The sequence below is a fragment of the Micromonospora sp. SL4-19 genome, from assembly GCF_047921475.1.
Lineage (GTDB): Bacteria > Actinomycetota > Actinomycetes > Mycobacteriales > Micromonosporaceae > Micromonospora.
The window spans coordinates 41,444-56,377 of record NZ_JBLROB010000030.1 but is presented as its reverse complement, the minus strand read 5'-3'; the positions used below and the strand labels follow the sequence as shown (position 1 = coordinate 56,377).

Genomic DNA, 14,934 nt, shown 5'->3' with positions numbered 1-14,934 from the left:
ATACCCTCCGACTGCTCGGCCGAATCGTGTCCATTGCTCGGTTCGCCAGGCTAACGGACCTGCGGTGACCCGCCCGCCCCCGCCGTCCTCGGGTGTGGTGTTCGTCGGCTACCCGGTGCCGGTGGCTCAGCGCAGCGCCCACCCCCGCACCGGGCCGTTCCGCGGCACGACGAGCGGACGCCGCACCGGGGAGCCGGCATTGCGACCGGACCGGCCGGTCCAGAACGGCGACAACCGCCACATCGAATGCGTGGTCGCGTCGTCACCGACCGGAAAGGCGTCCCGGTGGCTGTACCCGTGTCGCCGGAACAGCTCGCGGTCGGCGTCGGTGAACGCCTCCGCGTACGTCGGCAGGCACAGCGTGTCCATCCAGCGCTGCGCCCCGGCGAGAATCGCCGCGGCGCGACGCGGACCCGCCGGACCCGGCGCGGCCAGCAGAGCCAGATGGTTGTGCGCCTCGGTGGGGCGCCGCGCGTTGAGGGCCTGGTCGAACCGGAGGAAACGGTCCTGGAGCTCACCGGCCGCGAGGGCGAGCCGGTCGGCGTACCGGGCCGGGGGCGGGATCGGCCGATAGCGGTGGAACCAGACGGTCGCGGCGGTGCCGTCCGCGAGCAGGAACGCGTCCCCGAAGAGCAGCGCGTGTTCGGTCCAGATCCGGGCTACGGCGGCGAGGATGGCATGCCGGCGTCGCTCGTCAGGGACGAGCCAGGCGCCGAGATCGGTGGGGGAGAGGGCCGCGGTGACGAGATCGACGATCCGGCCGATGTCGCCCCACCGGGCCCGGACGGCGGTCATCTTCACGTTCATGGATAACTCCTGGTCACCATCGTGATCGAGTGCATCGGGGGAGGGATGCCGGCGTTGCCGCGGGGACGCCACGGGCCGGCGCGGGCCACAGGGGCCGTCAGGCTGACAGGTGTACAGCGACCGCCGGTGCCGCGCGGACGGCGCGGACCGGCTCGCCGGTCAGGTGGGCCGGGTGCCCGGGCGGGGCGAGCGGGACGGGAGGGCGCCGCCACCGGTCGGGCGGCACGGGTGCCCCGACAGGGTGGGCTGCGCCCAGGCGATGGCGGAGGCGTCGGCGGAGTCGCCGTGGGCGGCGCCGGACGGGGCGGAAGAGGCGGATCCGCTGCTGCGGTGGACCGGCGTGACCGGCGCAGAGCTGGCGTCCGAGCGAAGCGGGCGCGGGCCGTCCGACCGGTCGAGGGGCGGCGGCGAGCAGAGAGCGGCCACCGCGTGCCGGTTCGCCGTCGTGGCGTGGCGGGTCCCGGCGTGTTTGGGACTCAACCCGGCCCGCACCGGTTCGGTGACCGGGCGCGGTGCGTGGGTCGCCGGGCTGGGCGCACCGCTCCGGACCGGTTGCGAGAGGACGTCATCCACCGGGGTCGGCGCGTCTTCGCCGATCTGCCCGGGGTCCGGGGGTGATTTCGCTCGGTTCTTGGCCTGGCCTGGCGGGGTGGTGCGGTTCTTGGCCTGGCCCGGCGGCGTGGTGCGGTTCTTGGCCTGGCCCGGCGGCGTGGTGCGGTTCTTGACCTGCCCCGGCGGCGTGGTGCGGTTCTTGGCCTGGCCCGGCGGCGTGGGCCGGGCGGTGGCCTTGTGGGGCTTCTTCGCCGGGTGGGGTGGGTGGCGGACGTCGGTGGGCAGGTCGACGGCGGCGCCCGATGCGGCTGGGGGCCGGTCGGCGGCGTAGGCGGCCGCGGCGGTGGCGGCCTCGTAGGCGCCCCACGCCACGACGACACCGCCGAGCAGGAGCCCGAGGCGCAGCGCGACCCGCGTCCACTGCTCGCCCCGTGGAGTCATGCCGGCACCCCTCCGACCCTCGGCCATTGGCGACGGTCAACACGCGCACTCTACCGAATGCGGTCGGCCGATCACAGTCCGCCGCGGATCGAAATCGGACTTCCCCGCCGGCAGGCATGGGCGCTCCGGCCGTTGGGTACCACCGGGGCCATGACCACGAGCACCGCCGGCCACCCCGCTGTCGCCCCGCCCACCAGGCCGGCCGGCGTCGTCGCGGTCGTCGCCCACCGGAAGAAGACCCTCGGCGGCGGCCTCGACGAGCTGCGGGCCAGCCTGGTCGCCGCGGGGGTCGGCCGGCTCCTCTGGTACGAGGTGCCGAAGAGCCGCAAGGCGCCGAGGAAGGTACGCAAGGCGCTCGACCAGGGTGCCGAGCTGGTCCTGGTGTGGGGCGGCGACGGGACGGTGCAGCGCTGCGCCGACGCGTTGGCCGGATCGGACGTGCCGATGGCCATCCTGCCCGCCGGCACCGCCAACCTCTTCGCCAGTAACCTGGGTATCCCCGCCGACCTGTCCGAGGCGGTCCGGATCGCCCTGCACGGCCGGCGGCGCAAGCTGGACCTGGGCCGGCTCAACGGGGAGCACTTCGCCGTGATGGCCGGCGCGGGCTTCGACGGCGACCTGATCCGCGATGCCGACCGCAGGCTCAAGGGCAGGTTGGGCCGCCTCGCGTACGTCTGGACCGCGCTGCGGCACGTGCGTGGCGACCTGGTCCGCACCCGGATCCGGGTGGACGGCGCCGACTGGTTCGACGGCGAGGCGAGCTGCGTGCTCTTCGGCAACGTCGGCACGATCACCGGCGGCATCCCCGCCTTCGATGACGCCCGTCCTGACGACGGAGCCCTGGAGATCGGCGTGTCCACGGCCAGCGGCGCGGTCGACTGGGCACGGACGCTGGGCCGGATGGCCGCCGGGCGCTCCGAGGACTCACCGTTCGTGCGCGTCACCCGCGGCCGCAAGGTCCGGGTGCGCTTCGCCGCGCCGAAGACGTACGAGCTGGACGGCGGCGCGCGGGGCACGGCGGAGCGGCTGAAGGTGAGGGCCGTATCCGGGGCGCTGACGGTCTGCTGTCCCGCCTTGTGAACATTTCAGCGTGCAGGTGCAGCAGGCGCGGCGGCGGCCGGGAGATCAGGACGAGAAGCGGTCGACCATGCCGGGTCGGCTGGTCGCGGCGAACCGGCTGCGGACCTGGGGGCGGCTGGCCAGGAAGAGGAGCGCGACCACCACGAGCGCCTTGGCGACGTTGATCGCCCGCACCCACCAGGGCAACGGCTGGAGCAGGGCCAGGCCGGAAACGAGCAGCACGATCACCGAGATGACGACCACCTGGCGGTATGCCTTTCGCTGGCCGCGCTGCAGCCCGCGGATCACCCACAGGTAGCCGAGTGCGATCAGCGCCACGGGTAGCACGCGGGACCACGCCGAGGCGCGCAGCGCCTCTCGGGCGGCGGCCAGGTTGGTGCCGGCGGGCAGGTCGAGGTGCGCGACCTCGTAGTCGAGCAACTGCTCCTGGAAGACCAGCATCAGGACGGCGAGCAGGGCGCTCAGGGCCAGGTTGGCGAGCATGAGCGCGATCATGCGGCGCACCTGCGGCGGCATGGCCGTGGCGGTGTCGGGATCGGTGGCGGAGGTGTCCGGTGTCGTCATCGGCAGGTATGAGATCACACGGCGCCCTCCCGCGCTGCCCTGGTATCCCGCCCCGGCCGGCACGGCCACGCCGAGAGGGGCGGTGCGGGCCGGCTGGCGAAGTGGATGTCGGCGAGGGACAGCATCCTGTCGTTACCGCCGGACCCGCCCCGGGGCAGCCTGCGAGCCAGGCTCCGGGACAGCCCGCGTACCGCCGAGGCGCAGCCGATCCCGACGGCGAGCGAGGCGACCAGCGCCAGCTCCCGTGACCACGGCCCAATCAGCGGCATCACCTGCCAGTGGGTCAGGTAGATCCAGAGCGAGCTGCTGGCCAGTACGGCGGTCGCCCGGTTGACGACCGGCAGGCTGGGCAGCTGCGGCACCCAGACCAGCAGGGCGAAGCCGGCGACGATGAACGCCTCCCGGTAGGGCTGGTCGAAGAAGCCGGGCACGGTGAGCGCGGCGGCGGCGGTGACGACCAATCGCTGCGCGGTCCGTCGCGCCCTGGCGGCCGCCCAGCCCAGCGCGAAGAGCCAGCAGATCACCACCGCGCCCGGCACGTGCCCGCGGGTGGCCAGACCGGGCAGGTCGTAGCGGGTGACCAGGCAGAGCAGGACGAGCGCCAGCGGCAGCCCGAACGGGTAGCGGCGTTCGATCCGGTCCACCGCCGGCACGGCGATCAGCGCGGTGGCCGCCAGGAGGAGGTAGACCAGCGCCTCGATGAACCAGAACTGCCACTCGGTCGCCCCGTCGTGCGGGCCGAGGACGCTGTTGAGCAGCAGCACGTTGGCGAGCGTGTAGTCGCCGGTGACCACACCGGCCAGGGCGATCCAGACCATCGACGGCAGCACGATCCGGCCGCTCGCGCGTACGGCGGCGCGTACCCGCTCCCGCCGGGGCGCGGTGGTGAGCTGGAAGCGGGCGAAGTTGAACCCGGCGACGGCGAGCAGCAGGTGCGCCCCGCCCTTGATCGTGAAGACCGGGATGTGTGAGCCGACGATGACGACGATCGCCAGCGCCCGCAGGGCCACGCCGGTCTCCAGCACCCGACGTCGGGTCGGCCGGGCCGGCGCCGGTCGGGCCAGCTCCCGGATGGGGGTGGTGTGCCAGTCGGGGGGCAGGTCGCCAAGGATTTCCTGCAGGCGGACGGATGCCTCGACGTAGGAAAGCGAGTCGCCGCCCAGGTCGACGAAGCTCTGGTCGGGACGGACCTCGGGCTGGTCGAGCAGTTCGGCGTAGAGCGCGCAGAGCTGGTCCGGGCCGGCTCCGTGGGGCGTGGTCACGGCCGTGCGCGGCGCGGCGAGGGCGCGCACAGCCGCCAGGTCCGGCTTGCCGTTGTCCAGGCGGGGCAGCTCGGCCAGCACGTACGCGCGGACCGCACGGGCCGGCAGTCCCGACGCAGCGGCGGCCAGGCGCCGCACCCGGTCGGGGTGGTGGTCGCCGGTCGCGGCCACCACCAGCTCGCGGTCCGTCCCGGCGCAGTACGCCTCGACGCCCGCCCGGCGAAGCTGTTCCTCCACGCGCCGCGGGTCGACCCGCAGGCCGAAGATCTTCGCGAACTCGCCGGCCCGTCCGACGATCTCGTAGAGCCCGTCCGGCCCGCGCCGGGCCACGTCCCCGGTGCGCAGCTCGGTGACGGTGCGGCCGAGGGCCAGGTGGCTCGGCCGTTCGGCGTAGCCGAGCATCACGTTGGGGCCGGTGTAGACCAGCTCGCCGCTGTCCGGCTCGGGTCGATCCGGCAGCGGGCGCAGTCGCAACGATCCGCCGGGGATCGGCACCCCGATCGTTTCCGGTCGGTGTTCGGCCAGCTCGGGCGGCAGGTAGGCCATCCGGGCGGTGGCCTCGGTCTGGCCGTACATGACGAAGAACCGCCAGCCGTGGCGGCGGCCGAGGGCGGCGTACCGGGCCACCCGTTCCGGGTCGAGCCGGCCGCCGGCCTGGGTGAGGTAGCGCAGGTGGGGCAGGCGCATCCGGTCGAAGCCGACCTGGTCCAGCAGGTCGAAGGTGTACGGCACGCCGGCCAGGGTGGTGCCGTGCTCGGCCCGGAACAGCTCCCAGAAGCAGCGGTCGGCGACCGACAGCCCGGTGAGGATCAGCGCCGCGCCGCGCAGCAGATGGCTGTTCACCACCGACAGGCCGTAGCAGTAGTGCAGCGGCAGCGTGGTGGCGGCCCGGTCGCTGTCGCGGATGCCCAGGTACTCGGCGATCGCTTCGGCGTTGGCCTGCAGGTTCGCCGACGACAGCCGGACCAGCTTGGGGGAGCCGGTCGATCCGGAGGTGCTGAGCAGCAGGGCCAGCTCGGGATGCAGTTCGTGGCGGCTGCCGGGACGCCGCTCGTGCACGACGAGTTCCCCGTCGACGCGGTGGATCACCACGTCCGGGTCGTATGCGCGGGTCAGTTCGGTGGTCGCGGCGTGCTGGTCTCCGGGGACCAGCAGCACGGGGTGTCCGCCGGCCAGCGACGCCAGGTACGCGACCAGTTCGTCGACCCGGTTCGCGCCGGCCAGCAGCACCAGCCGGCGGGCCGTGCCGAGCCGGGCGGCCAGTTCGCCGACCTGCTCGGCCAGCTCGGTGTAGCTGAGCCGGCCGTCGGCGGTGATCACTGCCGGCCGGTCGCCGTGCTCGGCCAGGGCGCGGACGAACGGCGCCGGTCCGGTGTCGGGGAGGGCGCGCATGGCGGACAGATTAGGGGAGCCTCACCTAATTTTCGACGGGGGGTGGTTTGCATCGACGGGGGCGAGTAAGGTAAGCCTTACCTGTGCGAAAGCGTCTCAGTCTCGTCCTGGCCAGCACCCTGGCCGGCCTGTTGTCCCTGACCGCCTGTGGCGGCTCCGACACCGACCCGGGCAAGCCCGGCGACAAGCGGCTCACCGTCTACAGTGGTCGCAGCGAAGCCCTGGTCAAGCCGGTGCTGGAGAAGTTCGAGAAGGCCACCGGCATCACCGTCGACGTCCGCTACGGCACCACCTCGCAGATGGCCGCGCAGCTGCTGGAGGAGGGCAAGCGCAGCCCCGCCGACGCGTTCTTCGCCCAGGACGCGGGTGCGCTCGGCGCGGTCGGCAAGGCCGGGCTCTTCGCCACGCTGCCCACCGAGCAGCTCGACCGGGTCCCGGCCGCGTACCGCGACGCCGACGGTCGGTGGGTCGGCCTCAGCGGCCGGTCCCGCGTCCTGGCCTACAACGCCGACCAGGTCCGCGCCGCCGAGCTGCCGAAGAGCGTGTTCGAGCTGACCGATCCGAAGTGGCGGGGCAAGATCGGCCTCGCGCCCACCAACGGCTCGTTCCAGGCCTTCGTCACCGCCCTGCGGGTGCAGCACGGCGACGCCAAGGCCCGTGAGTTCCTCACCGGGCTCAAGGCCAACCAGCCGCAGGTCCGGGAGGGCAACGTCCAGATCGTCGCCGACATCGACGCCGGCACCCTCGCGGTCGGCCTGGTCAACCACTACTACGTCTACGAACTGGCCAAGGAGCGCGGCGGCAGCCCCGACGTGCTGAAGGCGAAGCTGCACTTCTTCCCGGACGGCGACACCGGTGGCCTGGTGAACGCGGCCGGCGTCGGCGTGCTGGAGCGGGCCGGGACGGACCCGGACGCCCGGGCGCTGGTCGACTACCTGCTCGGCACCGAGGCGCAGACCTACTTCGCCACGCAGACCTTCGAGTACCCCCTGGTGGCCGGGGTGCCCGCCGCGGCCGGCCTGCCGCAGCTCGCCAACCTCGAGGCACCGAAGATCGACCTCAACGACCTCGACACCCTCGAGGCCACCGTTGCCATGATCAAGGAAACGGGGCTGGCCTGAGCACCGTCCTGGCCGGTGACCGTCGGGCATCCACCCGGCGGTCGCCGCGCCGACTCATCCGCCGCCCGGCGCTCACCGCCGCCTCGGCCGCCGCCGTCGCGGTCGCCCTACTGCCGCTGGTCTACCTCACCGTACGGGCCGCCGAGGCGGGTGGCGACCGGATCGCCGCCGAGCTGTTCACCGCGCGGGTGGCCGTGCTGGCCGGGCGCAGCCTCGCCCTCGCCGCCGTGGTCACCGCCGCCTGCACCGTGCTCGGCGTCGCCACCGCACTCCTGGTGACCCGCACCGACCTGCCCGGCCGGCGGGTCTTCGGCGTCCTCGCCGCGCTGCCGCTGGCCGTCCCCACCTACGTGGCCGGCTTCGCCTGGACCGCCACCGTCACCGGCTTCGAGGGCTTCTGGGCCGCCGCACTGCTGCTCACCCTCTGCTCCTACCCGTACGTCTTCCTGCCCGCGGTCGCCGCGCTCAACCGGACGGATCCCGGCCAGGAGGAGGTGTCCCGGTCACTCGGGAAGGGACCGTGGGCCACCCTGTTCGGGGTGACCCTGCGGCAGATCCGCCCGGCCGTCGCCGCCGGCGCGCTGCTGGTCGCCCTGTACGTGCTCAGCGACTTCGGTGCGGTCTCCATCGTCCGGGTCGACACCTTCACCCGGGCCATCTTCACCGCGTTCAACCTCGGCTTCGACCGCACCGGCGCGCTGGTGCTCTCCACCGTGCTGGTGGTGCTCACCGTCCTGCTGATCGGGGCCGAGCTGTCCACCCGCACCCGCGACGCCCGGTACGCCAGCACGACCGTCCGGCCCCCCGTACGGCTGCGGCTGGCCCGGTGGCGCACGCCGGCGCTGCTCGGCCTGCTCGCGGTGAACCTGCTCGCCCTCGGCGTGCCGGCCGCCGGGCTGGCCCGGTGGCTCACGGCCGGGGTGTCGCGTCCCGGCTCCCTCGCCGAGGTCGCGGCCGCGGCCGGCGCGTCGCTGTCGGTCTCCCTCGCCGGCGCCGCGCTGACCATGCTGCTCGCCCTGCCGCTGGGGCTGCTCACCGCCCGTGCCCCGGGACCGGTCGCCACCGTCCTGGACCGGCTCACCTACGTGGCGCACGCCCTGCCCGGCGTGGTCATCGGTCTGTCCCTGGTGTTCTTCGCGGTCAACGTGGCGTACCCGCTCTACCAGAGCGCCTGGCTGCTCGCCCTGGCGTACGCGACGCTCTTCCTGCCGCTGGCCGTCGGCGCGGTGGCCTCCGCGGCCGCGCAGAGCCCGCCGGCCGTCGAAGAGGCCGCCCGGTCCCTCGGACGCGGTCCGTTCACGGTGTTCCGCACGGTCACCCTGCCGTTGACCCTGCCCGGGATCGGCGCCGGTGCCGCGCTGACGTTCCTCACCTGCATGAAGGAGCTCCCGGCCACCCTGCTGTTGCGCCCGACCGGAATGGACACCCTGGCCACCGAGCTGTGGAGCCACACCAACACCGCGTCGTACGCGGCCGCCGCCCCGTACGCCGCGATCCTGGTGGCGCTCGCCGCCGTGCCGACCTGGCTGCTCGCCGTCCGAACCGGACTCACCGGAGGTGCCCGATGACCGACAACATGGTGACCCTGGCCGGGGTGACCAAGTCGTACGGGTCGGTGGCGGCGCTGGCCGGCGTCGACCTCGACGTCACCCGAGGTGACCTGCTCGCCGTGCTCGGCCCGTCCGGCTGCGGCAAGACCACCCTGCTGCGCTGCCTCGCCGGCTTCGAACGGGTCGATTCCGGCGTGGTCACCGTGGCCGGGCGGCAGCTCGCCGGGGACCGGGCCCACGTGCCGCCGCACCGCCGCGGGGTGGTGGTCGTGCCGCAGGACGGCGCGCTCTTCCCGCACCTGTCCGTCACCGACAACGTCGGCTACGGCCTGGACCGGGCCGACCGGCGCGGCGGCCGGGTCGAGGAGGTGCTGGCCCTGGTCGGGCTCGCCGGGTACGGCGCTCGGATGCCGCACCAGCTCTCCGGCGGTCAGCAGCAGCGGGTGGCAGTGGCCCGGGCCCTGGCCCCCCGCCCGCCGCTGGTGCTGCTTGACGAGCCGTTCAGCGCCCTCGACGCCCAGCTGCGCACCGAGCTGCGCGCCGATGTCCGCCAGGCGCTGCGCGCCGACGGGGCGACCGCCGTGCTGGTCACCCACGACCAGGGGGAGGCCCTGTCCATGGCCGACGCCGTGGCGGTGATGCACGCCGGCCGGATCGTCCAGTGTGGCACCCCGGCCGAGGTGTACCGCAACCCCGCGAACCCGTGGGTGGCCGGCTTCGTCGGCGACGCCGTGCTGCTGCCGGGCACCGTTGACGCCGACGTGGCGGTCACCCCACTCGGCCGGTTGCCGCTGCGCGGCCCGGCCACCGGCGGGGCCGCCACCGTGCTCATCCGCCCCGAGCAGCTCCGGCTCGCCCCGGTCGGCGGGCCTGCCGGCGCTTCGGCCGCGACGGTCGTCCGGCAGGACTTCCACGGGCACGACGCGCTGACCACCCTGCGGCTGGCCGACGGCACCCTGCTCACCGCGCGGACCCTCGACGAGGGCGGCGCGCTGCCCGCCGGCGCCCAGGTCGGGGTGACGGTCCGCGGGCAGGTCCGCGCGTACGCCGGGTCGGCCTGAGCGTCCGCCGCGGCGACGGGCAGGATGCCGTCATGGACGACGACGTACGCGGGTATCTGGCCGAGCTCGTCGACCGGGCCCGGGCGGTGCTCGACGACAACCTGGTCGGGGCGTACGCGGCCGGGTCGGTGGGGCTGGGCGCGTACCAGCCGGGGCGCAGCGACGTGGACGTGGCGCTGGTGGTCGACCGGCCGCTCGACGCGGTGGTGAAGCGGACGCTGGTGGACCGGCTGCGGCACGAGGCCCTGCCCTGCCCGGCGCGCGGCCTGGAACTGGTCGCCTACCGGCGGGACGTGGCCGCCTCCGGCACCCCCGAACCGGGCTTCGAGGTCGAACTCAACACCGGTGCGACCATGCCGTTCCGCGCCACCCACGACCCGGCCGACCGGCCCGCCGCCGACGGGCAGTTCTGGTACGCCCTCGACCGCAGCATCCTGCGCCAGGCCGGGCTGAGCCTGCTCGGCCCACCCGCCGCCGACGTCTTCGCCGATCCCACGCCGCAGGACCTGCGCCGCCTGCTGGTCGCGGCACTGGGCTGGTGGCTGGCGCTACCGACCCCACCCGGCGACGGCCCGGCGCCCGGAGCGGAGGACGCCGTGCTGGGTGCCTGCCGTTCGCTGGTCCGTTTCCGGGAGGGGGTCTGGCTGGCCAAGGTGGACGCCGGGCGGCGGGTCGCCGCACGTGGCGAGGACGTCGACCTGATCGGGCGGGCGATCGCGGCCCGTCAGGGCGGTCCGTCGCCGAGCGGCCTCGAGGCACGTGCCTTACAGCGCCGGATTCTCGACGAGATTGTCGGGCGCACATTGACGTGACTCGACAGTCTACTGCAAGCAGGGGGTGATCATGTGTGCGTTCTTCCCGCGTTTCCAATGCTGGCGCATCTGTCGCGCCAGGAACGGGTCGGCAGCCCACCGGTCGGCCTTCAGCGCGGTGAACATCCGCTTCAGCTCGACCGAATCGTTCGTGCGCCGGGCGATGGCCCGCCGTACCTGAACCTTGGCCGCCTCCCGGTTCGCCGCAATGTCGCCGATCGCATCGCGGACGGTTTCCTTCCACGCATTCGCCAACACACCGAACCGCACGTGCGTGCCGTCGGCCAGCCACCGGTCCCGCACCTGTCGGTCCTTCAGCCCGGACCCGACACCGTAAATCGACCCGTAACGCTGCCACACCTCACTGCGCACCCGGCCCAACCGGCGGGCCTGCTCCACCAACACGCCGTACTTACCCGGATTCAGGCCGGTCGAGTACGCGATGCGAGTGACCTTCACCGACCATCTCCCGCAGCCAGGTCCGCCCCTTTTGAGCTCCTCGTCGTAACGTCGCAGACCGTCCAGCCGACACGAGAAGGAATGGACAACGGCGAACAAATCCTCAACCAACTCCTGCTGCGGAGACAAGGCCTCCTGATTGGCTACGATGATCTCGCAGCCGCTACGGACCGCCACATGCTCCAGGAAATCAAAACCGAGCCGGGCCAACCTGTCCTTGGCGAGCGCTGCGCCGGCGCCGGGGCTACCGCGCTGGCCGTCCCGGTGCCGATGCCGGCCCTGCGGCAGGGTTGACCAGCGGCGCCCGCCGACCGGCCGATCGGCGTTGCCGTAGGGGGTAGGGGCACCTACGCTGGCCGGAACCGCCGGACACAAAGGAGCATCGGTGAGCGAGAAGCCCTTGACCGCCACGGTGCGCGCCGACGCGCTGGACACCAGCGTCCCGCACTCGGCCCGCTTGTGGAACTACCTTCTCGGCGGCAAGGACAACTTCGCCGCCGACCGCCAGGCCGCCGAGCAGGTCCTCGCGTTCCTGCCGGAACTCGTCCAGTCGGCCCGGTTCAATCGCGAGTTCCTCGGCCGCGCGGTCCGCCATCTCGCCGGTGAGGCCGGCGTTCGGCAGTTCCTCGACGTCGGCACCGGGCTGCCGACGGCCAACAACACCCACGAGGTCGCCCAGGCCACCGTGCCGGAGTCGCGCATCGTCTACGTCGACAACGATCCGATGGTGCTGGTGCACGCCCGGGCCCTGCTGACCAGCAGCCCCGAGGGCGCCACCAACTACATCGAGGCGGACCTGCACGACCCGGAGGTGATCCTGGCCGAGGCCCGCCGCACGCTGGACTTCGATCAGCCGATCGCCGTCATGCTGCTCGGCGTCGTCAACTTCATCGTCGACGACGAGGAGGCGATCCGCATCGTCCGCCGGCTGGTCGACGCGGTACCGGTTGGCAGCTACCTGGTCCTTTCGCACCCGACCCGGGAGGTCAACCCGGAGGCGGTCGACCGGGCGCTGGCAATGTGGAACGAGGGCGGCGCCGCGCAGATGGCCATCCGGACCCCGGCGGCGATCGGCCGGTACTTCGAAGGGCTCGAACTGCTCGAACCCGGCCTGATCACCTGTTCCCGGTGGCGTCCGGACGGCAACGACACCACCCCCACCTCGGAGTATTGCGCGGTGGGCCGCAAGAACGGCTGACGTGGGGCCGGACGCCCAGGCGCGATGCCGAAAACTCGATGCCGATCCCGGGTGTCTTGCCAGTAGGGTCGGCTCATGCTCGAGGTGCGCGATCTGGCCAAGCACTACCGGGTGCACCGGCGACAACCCGGGCTGCGTGCCGCGCTCCGCTCCCTGGTCCGGCGCGAACACGTCACCGTCCGCGCGGTCGAGCACGTCAGCTTCACGATCCCCGAGGGCGAGGTCGTCGGCTTCCTCGGCCCGAACGGCGCCGGAAAGACCACCACCCTGAAGTGCCTGACCGGTCTGCTGCACCCCACCGCCGGCACCGTACGGGTGCTCGGGCACACCCCACATCGTCGGGAGTCCGCGTTCCTGCGCCGGATCTCGCTGGTCATGGGCCAGCGCAACTCCCTGTTCTGGGATCTGCCCGCCGCCGACGCCTTCGAGGTCAACCGGGCCATCTACGGCCTCGCCGAGGGCCCGTACCGGTCGGCGCTCGACGAACTGGTCACGCTGCTCGACCTCGAGCCGCTGCTGAACAAGCAGGTCCGGGTGCTCAGTCTCGGTGAGCGGATGCGCTGCGAGCTGGCCGGCGCGCTGCTGCACCGACCGGACGTGCTGTTCCTCGACGAGCCGACGCTCGGTCTGGACGTCAACGGCCAGGCGGCGGTGCGTACGTTCCTGGGCGACTACAACGCCCGTTACGGTGCCACCGTCCTGCTGACCAGCCACTACATGGGGGACGTGACCGCGCTGGCCCGCCGGGTGCTGGTCATCGACCACGGCGCGCTGCGCTTCGACGGCGACCTCGCCGCGCTGGTCGAGGCCAACTCGCCGCACCGGCTGGTCCGGGTCACCCTGCGCCAGGCCGTACCGGCGGAAACCTGGGTGGGCCTCGGCGAGGTGTCGTCGGTCGACGGCGCCGTGGTCACCCTGAAGGTGCCGCGCGCCGAGACGGCCGCGATCGCGGCCCGGCTGCTGACCACCCTGCCGGTCGAGGACGTCGCGATCGAGGACCCGCCGGTGGAGGACATCATCCGGGCGGTCTTCGCCCATGCGTGACGTCCTCACCGCGTACCCCCCGCTGGTGCGCAGCGCGGCGCTGGTGGCGGCGACCTACCGGGGCCGGGTCGCGCTGTCGTTGGCCACCAGCTTCTTCCCGCTGCTGACGATGGCGGTGTGGCTCACCGTCGTCGCCGAGGGCGGCCCACCGGCGGGCTGGACCACCGGTGACTTCCTGTCCTACTACGCGGCGGCGACGCTGATGTGGAACCTCGCGGGCGACCACGTGGTGTGGCAGTGGGACGCGGACATGCGCAGCGGCGACCTGTCCGTGCGGCTGCTGCGCCCGGTGCATCCCTTCCACCAGTACGCCACCGCCGACCTCGGCCACCGGCTGGTGTTCCTGACCGTGCTGGCGCCGGCGCTGGCGCTCGCCGCGCTGCTCGTGCCGGGCCTGACCTACTCGGCCGACCCCGTCCGGCTCGCCGCCGTCGCCGCCGCGCTGGCACTGGCGTACGCGGTCAGCCTGCTCATGGCGTCGACGTTCGCGTTGATCGGATTCTGGAGCACCCAGACGTCCCACGTGTGGCTGCTGTGGTGGGGCCTCGGCTCGTTCGCCTCGGGCTGGGTCGCGCCCCTGGCGCTCATGCCGGACTGGCTGCGTGCGGCCGCGATGGTGCTGCCGTTCCGTACCGCGATGGGCTTTCCGGTGGAGCTGCTGATGGGCCGGCTCGACGCGCGGCAGACCGCGGTCGGCTTCGCCGTCGGGCTCGGCTGGCTCGCCGCGTTCGCCCTGCTGTACCGGCTCGTCTGGCGGCACGGCGTACGTCGCTACCAGGCGGTGGCAGGGTGAGCCGGTGGGCGCGGCACGCGCGCATCCTGGGCATCTGCTGGCGGGCGGCGGTGGCCAGCGAGGTGGAATACCGGTTCAACTTCGTCTCCAACGTCGCGCTCAGCACCTTCTGGATGGTGTGGGCGGCGCTCGGCGCATCGGTCTACTTCCGGTTCACCGGCTCCGTGGCCGGCTGGGCCCACGCCGAGGTGCTCGTCGTCATCGGCCTGTTCTTCGCGCTCAACGGCCTTCGCCAGGCGCTTCTGCAACCCAACCTGGAGCGGATGACCGACTACGTGCGCCGCGGCACCCTCGACTTCCTGCTCACCAAGCCGTTCGACGCGCAGCTGCTGGTGAGCCTGCGGCAGGTGCAGGTCAACAACCTGCTCGACCCGGTGCTGGGCCTGGCCCTGGCCACCGTCGGGATCGTCCTGTCCGGCCACGGCGTGTCGGTGGCCGCGCTGGCCTCGTTCCTGCTGCTGTTGGCCTGCGCGATCCTGCTGATGTACGCCCTGACCGTGGCGCTGATGGCGCTCGCGGTGGTGCTGGTGGCCGCCGAGGAGCTCGGCCGGGTCTCCTTCGCCTTCGTCGAGCTGTCCCGCTTCCCGGTGGATCTGTACCGCAACCCCGCGCAGGCCATCCTGACCATCGTGCCGGTCGCCTTCCTCACCACGTACCCCGCCGCGGCGCTGCTCGGCCGGCTCGACGCGTACCTGCTGCTGCTCGCCCCGGTGGTGGCGGCCGGCGCGGTCCTGCTGGCCACCCTGGCCTGGCGCCGCTCGCTGCGCTCCTACGCCGGCGCCAGCGCGTAGGGATATC

General features: G+C 73.2%; 14 protein-coding genes. 9 read left to right on the top strand and 5 right to left on the bottom strand.

Annotated elements, in window-relative coordinates:
- Nucleotides 1-126: 126 nt before the first annotated feature.
- Complete coding sequence (locus ACNAVT_RS26315; protein WP_416300013.1) at nucleotides 127-807, bottom strand: hypothetical protein; 681 nt, start codon at nucleotides 805-807, stop codon at nucleotides 127-129.
- Nucleotides 808-966: 159 nt separating this feature from the next.
- Nucleotides 967-1,800 (bottom strand): hypothetical protein, encoded by an 834-nt coding sequence (locus ACNAVT_RS26310; RefSeq protein ID WP_416300011.1) that lies wholly within the window; start codon nucleotides 1,798-1,800, stop codon nucleotides 967-969.
- A gap of 150 nt (nucleotides 1,801-1,950) precedes the next feature.
- On the opposite strand from ACNAVT_RS26310, the gene ACNAVT_RS26305 reads away from it, so the two are divergent.
- Complete coding sequence (locus ACNAVT_RS26305) at nucleotides 1,951-2,880, top strand: diacylglycerol/lipid kinase family protein (RefSeq protein ID WP_416300009.1); 930 nt, start codon at nucleotides 1,951-1,953, stop codon at nucleotides 2,878-2,880.
- 45 nt (nucleotides 2,881-2,925) lie between these two features.
- Here the strand turns inward: ACNAVT_RS26305 and ACNAVT_RS26300 are convergent, their stop codons facing one another.
- Together ACNAVT_RS26300 and ACNAVT_RS26295 are read right to left on the bottom strand one after the other, a co-directional pair.
- A complete protein-coding gene (locus tag ACNAVT_RS26300) occupies nucleotides 2,926-3,444 on the bottom strand; it encodes a hypothetical protein (RefSeq protein ID WP_416300007.1) in 519 nt (172 codons plus the stop codon).
- Nucleotides 3,445-3,458: 14 nt separating this feature from the next.
- Nucleotides 3,459-6,098: an AMP-binding protein gene (locus ACNAVT_RS26295; protein ID WP_416300005.1), complete on the bottom strand. Its 2,640-nt coding sequence runs from the start codon at nucleotides 6,096-6,098 to the stop codon at nucleotides 3,459-3,461.
- Between the two features lie 83 nt (nucleotides 6,099-6,181).
- On the opposite strand from ACNAVT_RS26295, the gene ACNAVT_RS26290 reads away from it, so the two are divergent.
- Genes ACNAVT_RS26290 through ACNAVT_RS26275 form a run of 4 tightly spaced genes read left to right on the top strand, consistent with a single transcriptional unit; the run spans nucleotide 6,182 to nucleotide 10,642 of the window.
- Nucleotides 6,182-7,219, top strand: a complete 1,038-nt coding sequence (locus ACNAVT_RS26290; RefSeq protein WP_416300003.1) for an iron ABC transporter substrate-binding protein — start codon at nucleotides 6,182-6,184, stop codon at nucleotides 7,217-7,219.
- A gap of 56 nt (nucleotides 7,220-7,275) precedes the next feature.
- Entirely contained in the window at nucleotides 7,276-8,787 is a 1,512-nt protein-coding gene (locus ACNAVT_RS26285) for an ABC transporter permease (RefSeq protein ID WP_416300042.1), read from the top strand.
- The gene (locus ACNAVT_RS26280; RefSeq protein WP_416300001.1) at nucleotides 8,784-9,830 is read left to right on the top strand and encodes an ABC transporter ATP-binding protein; all 1,047 of its coding nucleotides are present in this window, start codon (nucleotides 8,784-8,786) and stop codon (nucleotides 9,828-9,830) included. Before ACNAVT_RS26285 ends, ACNAVT_RS26280 begins: the two co-directional genes overlap by 4 nt.
- A 32-nt stretch (nucleotides 9,831-9,862) precedes the next feature.
- Nucleotides 9,863-10,642, top strand: a complete 780-nt coding sequence (locus tag ACNAVT_RS26275) for a nucleotidyltransferase domain-containing protein (RefSeq protein WP_416300000.1) — start codon at nucleotides 9,863-9,865, stop codon at nucleotides 10,640-10,642.
- A 9-nt stretch (nucleotides 10,643-10,651) separates the two neighbouring features.
- On the opposite strand, the gene ACNAVT_RS26270 is transcribed toward ACNAVT_RS26275, so the two are convergent.
- Complete coding sequence (locus ACNAVT_RS26270; RefSeq protein WP_416299999.1) at nucleotides 10,652-11,512, bottom strand: IS607 family transposase; 861 nt, start codon at nucleotides 11,510-11,512, stop codon at nucleotides 10,652-10,654.
- Here ACNAVT_RS26270 and ACNAVT_RS26265 point away from each other — a divergent pair.
- From ACNAVT_RS26265 to ACNAVT_RS26250, 4 genes are all read left to right on the top strand, one after another.
- Entirely contained in the window at nucleotides 11,487-12,299 is an 813-nt protein-coding gene (locus ACNAVT_RS26265) for an SAM-dependent methyltransferase (RefSeq protein ID WP_416299997.1), read from the top strand. The two genes, ACNAVT_RS26270 and ACNAVT_RS26265, sit on opposite strands and share 26 nt — an antisense overlap.
- 75 nt (nucleotides 12,300-12,374) lie before the next feature.
- Nucleotides 12,375-13,343 (top strand): ABC transporter ATP-binding protein, encoded by a 969-nt coding sequence (locus tag ACNAVT_RS26260; RefSeq protein ID WP_416299995.1) that lies wholly within the window; start codon nucleotides 12,375-12,377, stop codon nucleotides 13,341-13,343.
- Nucleotides 13,336-14,136, top strand: a complete 801-nt coding sequence (locus ACNAVT_RS26255; RefSeq protein WP_416299993.1) for an ABC transporter permease — start codon at nucleotides 13,336-13,338, stop codon at nucleotides 14,134-14,136. Before ACNAVT_RS26260 ends, ACNAVT_RS26255 begins: the two co-directional genes overlap by 8 nt.
- The gene (locus ACNAVT_RS26250) at nucleotides 14,133-14,927 is read left to right on the top strand and encodes an ABC transporter permease (RefSeq protein WP_416299992.1); all 795 of its coding nucleotides are present in this window, start codon (nucleotides 14,133-14,135) and stop codon (nucleotides 14,925-14,927) included. Before ACNAVT_RS26255 ends, ACNAVT_RS26250 begins: the two co-directional genes overlap by 4 nt.
- The last annotated feature ends 7 nt before the right edge of the window (nucleotides 14,928-14,934 follow it).